The following is a 4,231-nucleotide window of genomic DNA, read 5'->3' as shown; positions in this document are numbered from 1 at the left end:
AACAAAAGAGGCGAATATAATGGAAGATGACTACGATGAACTTGATGATATTATAATGCAGAAACCTTCAGAGGGAGACAGAGTAAGGATGGAACACGAAATGCTTGACAAAGCTGCATCCCACCCAATAAGAAGACAGATTGTAACATCTATTGGTGTATTCGGTAAAGCGGAAGCTGACATAAAGGCTGAAGTGGAAGCCGATGATAATACACTAAAGTATCACATGGACTTTTTGAAAAATGCTAATATCGTTGTGGTCAAGGAATATCTTTTCAGATTGACGGATAGTGGCGTTGACATGCTGGCCTCTATCAAGGGCCATAAGGACAAATAAATACACACCATCAGGTCTTTCTCAGGGCATTTGAACTGCCCGGATTCCCTTTTTTAAATTTTAGCTATCTCCGGCACTATTTGGACTGGCTTCGTGCAATCGGCACTTTTATATTCTCCCCGAGCTAATCAAAGACACCAATAATAATGAGTGATAACCATGATAAGTGTCAATGAAAAAGGACTAGCGATCATCGATGAGATGTTAGACTGGGAAGAAGATGTAAAGATAGAATCAAAAGTGCTTGAGAACGGCGCAACCATCATCGACTGTGGTGTGAACACCGAAGGCGGTTACGATGCAGGTATGTACCTCTCACGCATCTGCCTCGCAGACCTTGCTGAGATCAGCTACACTAAAGTAGATCTCGATGGATTAGCAGTACCTGCAATTCAGGTCGCTACCGACCATCCTACCATCGCATGTATGGCATCACAGTATGCAGGCTGGAGAATTGCAGTCGGCGATTACTTTGGAATGGGTTCAGGTCCTGCAAGGGCTCTCGGCCTTAAACCAAAGGAGCTCTACGAAAAGATCGGATACAAAGACGATGCTGATGCAGCGGTCCTTGTAATGGAATCCGACAAACTTCCAAACGAGGAGATCGTCGAGTACATTGCAAAGCATTGCAGTGTAGAGCCACAGAACGTTTACATTGCTGTTGCACCAACCTCATCAATTGCAGGATCAGTCCAGATCTCCGCAAGGGTTGTTGAAACAGGTATCCACAAGCTCGAATCCATCGGTTTCGACATCAACACCATCAGGAGCGGTTTCGGTGTTGCTCCTATCGCACCTATTGTCGGAGACGACACCAAGTGCATGGGATCCACCAACGACTGTATCATCTACTGTGGTGAGACATACTACACCGTTGAGCATGGAGACGAAGAGAAACTCGAAGACTTCGTGAAGAAGGCACCATCCTCAACATCAAGGGACTTTGGTAAGCCATTCTACACAACATTCAAGGAAGCAGGATTTGACTTCTTCAAGGTTGACGCAGGAATGTTCGCACCTGCAAAGATCACCATCAACGACCTCAAGTCAAAGAAGTCATTCACCAGCGGTCGCATCAACCCTGGCATTCTGCTCGAATCATTCGGCGTCAAGAACGTATAAGTATAATTGAGAATGCAGCCATCGTTTATGGCTGCGATATTTCTTTTTTTGGAGGATAAATGGAAACAATAGATAATTCCAGTGGAGTCGGCGGTCTTTTAACATCTTTTAGAAAGCTTGTCAAGGACTCAAACAAAATTATGTTCATTGGCACAGCCGGATTCTGTACACCTTTTGCAGAACTTATGGCATACGCCATACGTGACACAAATATAGAGATAGGTTTTATTCCAGAGACCAGACCTGAGGAAGCAAGGGAAATCATCAAAACACCTTTCGGAATGCAGATCGGAGACAATATAGACTTCCATGCAGACACTATTGTCCTTCTTGGCGGACTTTCCATGCCAAAGATGGGCATAGACATCAATGACGTGAAAGACACAATTGAAAAAGTATTTGAGAACACGGAAAATAGAACTACCATCGGAGTCTGTTTCCAGTCAGCCCTTGAGAACCAGTGCTGGATAGGACCGATAGAATTCGATCACATCATTAATTCCGACCTATCGATCAAAACATTGAAAGCTTGAATTGGAAAAACATCTGACAATTAAGCATCTACATTATTTTTCTTTTTTAGTGCTCATTTTGTATTGTCATACCCCATCATTGATCCATAGAATGGGGTTACAATTCATTTGATAAATGCATCCACAACAACATGCCATACGCCTGGCGAATATTTTTTGATGCGATAACATCCCATAATCTCAACATCCCTTCCAAGGATTGCTGCTACATCCTTTATTCTCTTTATGGGACGGTCAAAGACAAGGCATTCAGGTGTAGTCTCGTGATAATGCAGAGTACCGCCCTCTTTCTTGATAGCAGATATCCCCTGCTGGAGATACTCATGAGTGGTGCCCACATATCCCATGATCACACGGTCGGCAATGCCCACAGGCGTCACAACCTTGCAATTCCCATTGATGGCTTCAATGACATCTTCCTGATGGTTCAGCTTTATGTTCTCAAGCAGATAGCCATATGAGACAGGATTCAGTTCGATGGAATAGACCTTTTTAGGATTACCATGGACTGCAAGAGGAATGGAAAAGTATCCAATGCCTGCGAACATATCTACTACCACGTCATCCTTTCCAAGCTTACTCATTCGTCTTTTTTCAGCAAGGTTGCCCTTTGAGAACATCAACTTCATCACATCGATCTTAAAAAGGCAGCCGTTCTCCTTCTGTATGGTCTCTGTCTTGTCACCAATAATGATCTCACGCTCAGGTTCCCTGAAAGGTCCTTTTATTCCAAGGTCCTGTACAACACAGTTACATCGAGGATTCATCAAAAGAAGTTTTTCCGCTATCTCTGTTCTGTAATTTCGGATCTCAGCAGGAATATGGGTTATTATGACATCACCTATCAACTGCCAGCCCGAAGGAACGTATCGCATGATCTCATCGGGAATGATACCTATTAGATGCTCTTTCAATGAAGCAGTTGACCGATAGAATTCCGGAGTACTTTGTCCCACGACAGTGAAACCGGACACATCACGAAGAATGGGAATTTCAGCCATCCTACATTCCAGTGAATCAACTACCACTATCTTCCGGGACCTATCCAACACATTCAACTTTACAAATTCAGCCCTTACAACTTCAACTGATCCAATGGGTACAACAACAGCTTTCATAGAACGGTCTGAATCTGCACTAAAGTAAAAATAAACTAACGGTCAAAATTGGAAAGAAGAGTTGAAAATTGCTTAAAAAGCTGATAATATCCAATAACATATCTAAAAATATTATTTAAGGTAGAAAAATCACTTTAGAATGCCTTGAAAAATCGATATATGTTGGAGCTTTATAATTCGTTACATAGCGAACTTTTATATATTTCATATTTTAATTGTTCTATATGGAGCCTGATGGACAAACTGCACTATTTTCAACCCTAAATGGTATTATTGCCATTGACGGTCCGGTCAAGCTTCAAATAATGGAGTTCTTGTACGAGAATGCACAATCTTTTGATGATATCGTAAAGCATACAGGAAAAGCAAAATCAACGATATCCGTACATCTGAAAGATCTAAAGGCAAGTCATTTACTTGAAGAACATGTGGACCCTGATGACAGGCGTAAAAAGACATATGTCATGTGCTCACAATATGCTGCATGCTCACAAAAACCAGTATTCGACCATTACAGAAAGAACCTGGAAGAGTTTACCTCGAGCTTCGATAGTGAAGGAAAGCTTCTCAGATCAATATTCCAGACAGTACAAAGCGGTTTTCAGGCACAGGGATTCAACCACACGCCAATAATGGAAAATATCGGACAGGATATAGGAATGAAGATCGCCGAAACATTCACTTCAACTGATATCGAAGGATTGTTCGAGGAAGTTGCGGATTACTGGCAAAGGCACAAAATGGGCAAACTCGCCATTGTATCCCATGATCCCCTCATTATCAATATAAAGGACAGTTTTATCTGCGAAGGTACGAAGAACATAGGCCAGACATTATGCTCTTTTAATGAAGGCATACTTCAAGGAATTATCCTAAATAGACTGAAACTGCAATGCAACATCGTGGAAACAGAATGCTGTGGAACAGGTTATGGACACTGCCTCTTTGTTATGCAATAACTGCCCTTGCAAATATACTCGATGCATAGGAATGAAACTGCAAGCTATCTATCAAACCTTTATACGATCATATTAGAGATAAGGTAAAAAGGGTAAGATCAGACAAGATCACCAAAGGGACTTGTCTGTCAATCAACTTAACGAGTGCCTTTGATAACGCCA

Annotated in this window: 5 protein-coding genes; 4 read left to right on the top strand and 1 reads right to left on the bottom strand. The window is 41.9% G+C overall.

The features are described from left to right. The 3 genes from QAS77_RS10795 to QAS77_RS10785 all read left to right on the top strand — a co-directional run. The coding region (locus QAS77_RS10795; protein ID WP_305065515.1) for a hypothetical protein at window positions 1–337 on the top strand (337 nt) is incomplete at its 5' end. Between the two features lie 159 nt (window positions 338–496). Next, window positions 497–1,459: a methenyltetrahydromethanopterin cyclohydrolase gene (gene mch, locus QAS77_RS10790; RefSeq protein WP_250868793.1), complete on the top strand. Its 963-nt coding sequence runs from the start codon at window positions 497–499 to the stop codon at window positions 1,457–1,459. Window positions 1,460–1,518: 59 nt separating this feature from the next. Beyond that, window positions 1,519–1,992, top strand: coding sequence for a DUF2124 domain-containing protein (locus QAS77_RS10785; protein WP_305065513.1), 474 nt, complete (start codon window positions 1,519–1,521; stop codon window positions 1,990–1,992). A gap of 104 nt (window positions 1,993–2,096) precedes the next feature. Here the strand turns inward: QAS77_RS10785 and QAS77_RS10780 are convergent, their stop codons facing one another. Next, complete coding sequence (locus QAS77_RS10780; RefSeq protein ID WP_305065511.1) at window positions 2,097–3,110, bottom strand: class I SAM-dependent methyltransferase; 1,014 nt, start codon at window positions 3,108–3,110, stop codon at window positions 2,097–2,099. Window positions 3,111–3,334: 224 nt separating this feature from the next. On the opposite strand from QAS77_RS10780, the gene QAS77_RS10775 reads away from it, so the two are divergent. After that, a complete protein-coding gene (locus QAS77_RS10775) occupies window positions 3,335–4,069 on the top strand; it encodes a V4R domain-containing protein (protein ID WP_305065509.1) in 735 nt (244 codons plus the stop codon). The last annotated feature ends 162 nt before the right edge of the window (window positions 4,070–4,231 follow it).

Source organism: Methanococcoides sp. (assembly GCF_030594565.1).
GTDB classification, from domain to species: Archaea; Halobacteriota; Methanosarcinia; order Methanosarcinales; family Methanosarcinaceae; genus Methanococcoides; species Methanococcoides seepicolus.
This window is presented reverse-complemented; position numbering and strand designations above follow the sequence as displayed.

Bases quoted from the DNA above. Each gene is read 5' to 3' on its own strand.
- mch (WP_250868793.1), top strand. From the start codon at position 497: ATGATAAGTGTCAATGAAAAAGGACTAGCGATCATCGATGAGATGTTA.
- QAS77_RS10785 (WP_305065513.1), top strand. From the start codon at position 1,519: ATGGAAACAATAGATAATTCCAGTGGAGTCGGCGGTCTTTTAACATCT.
- QAS77_RS10780 (WP_305065511.1), bottom strand. From the start codon at position 3,110: ATGAAAGCTGTTGTTGTACCCATTGGATCAGTTGAAGTTGTAAGGGCT.
- QAS77_RS10775 (WP_305065509.1), top strand. From the start codon at position 3,335: ATGGAGCCTGATGGACAAACTGCACTATTTTCAACCCTAAATGGTATT.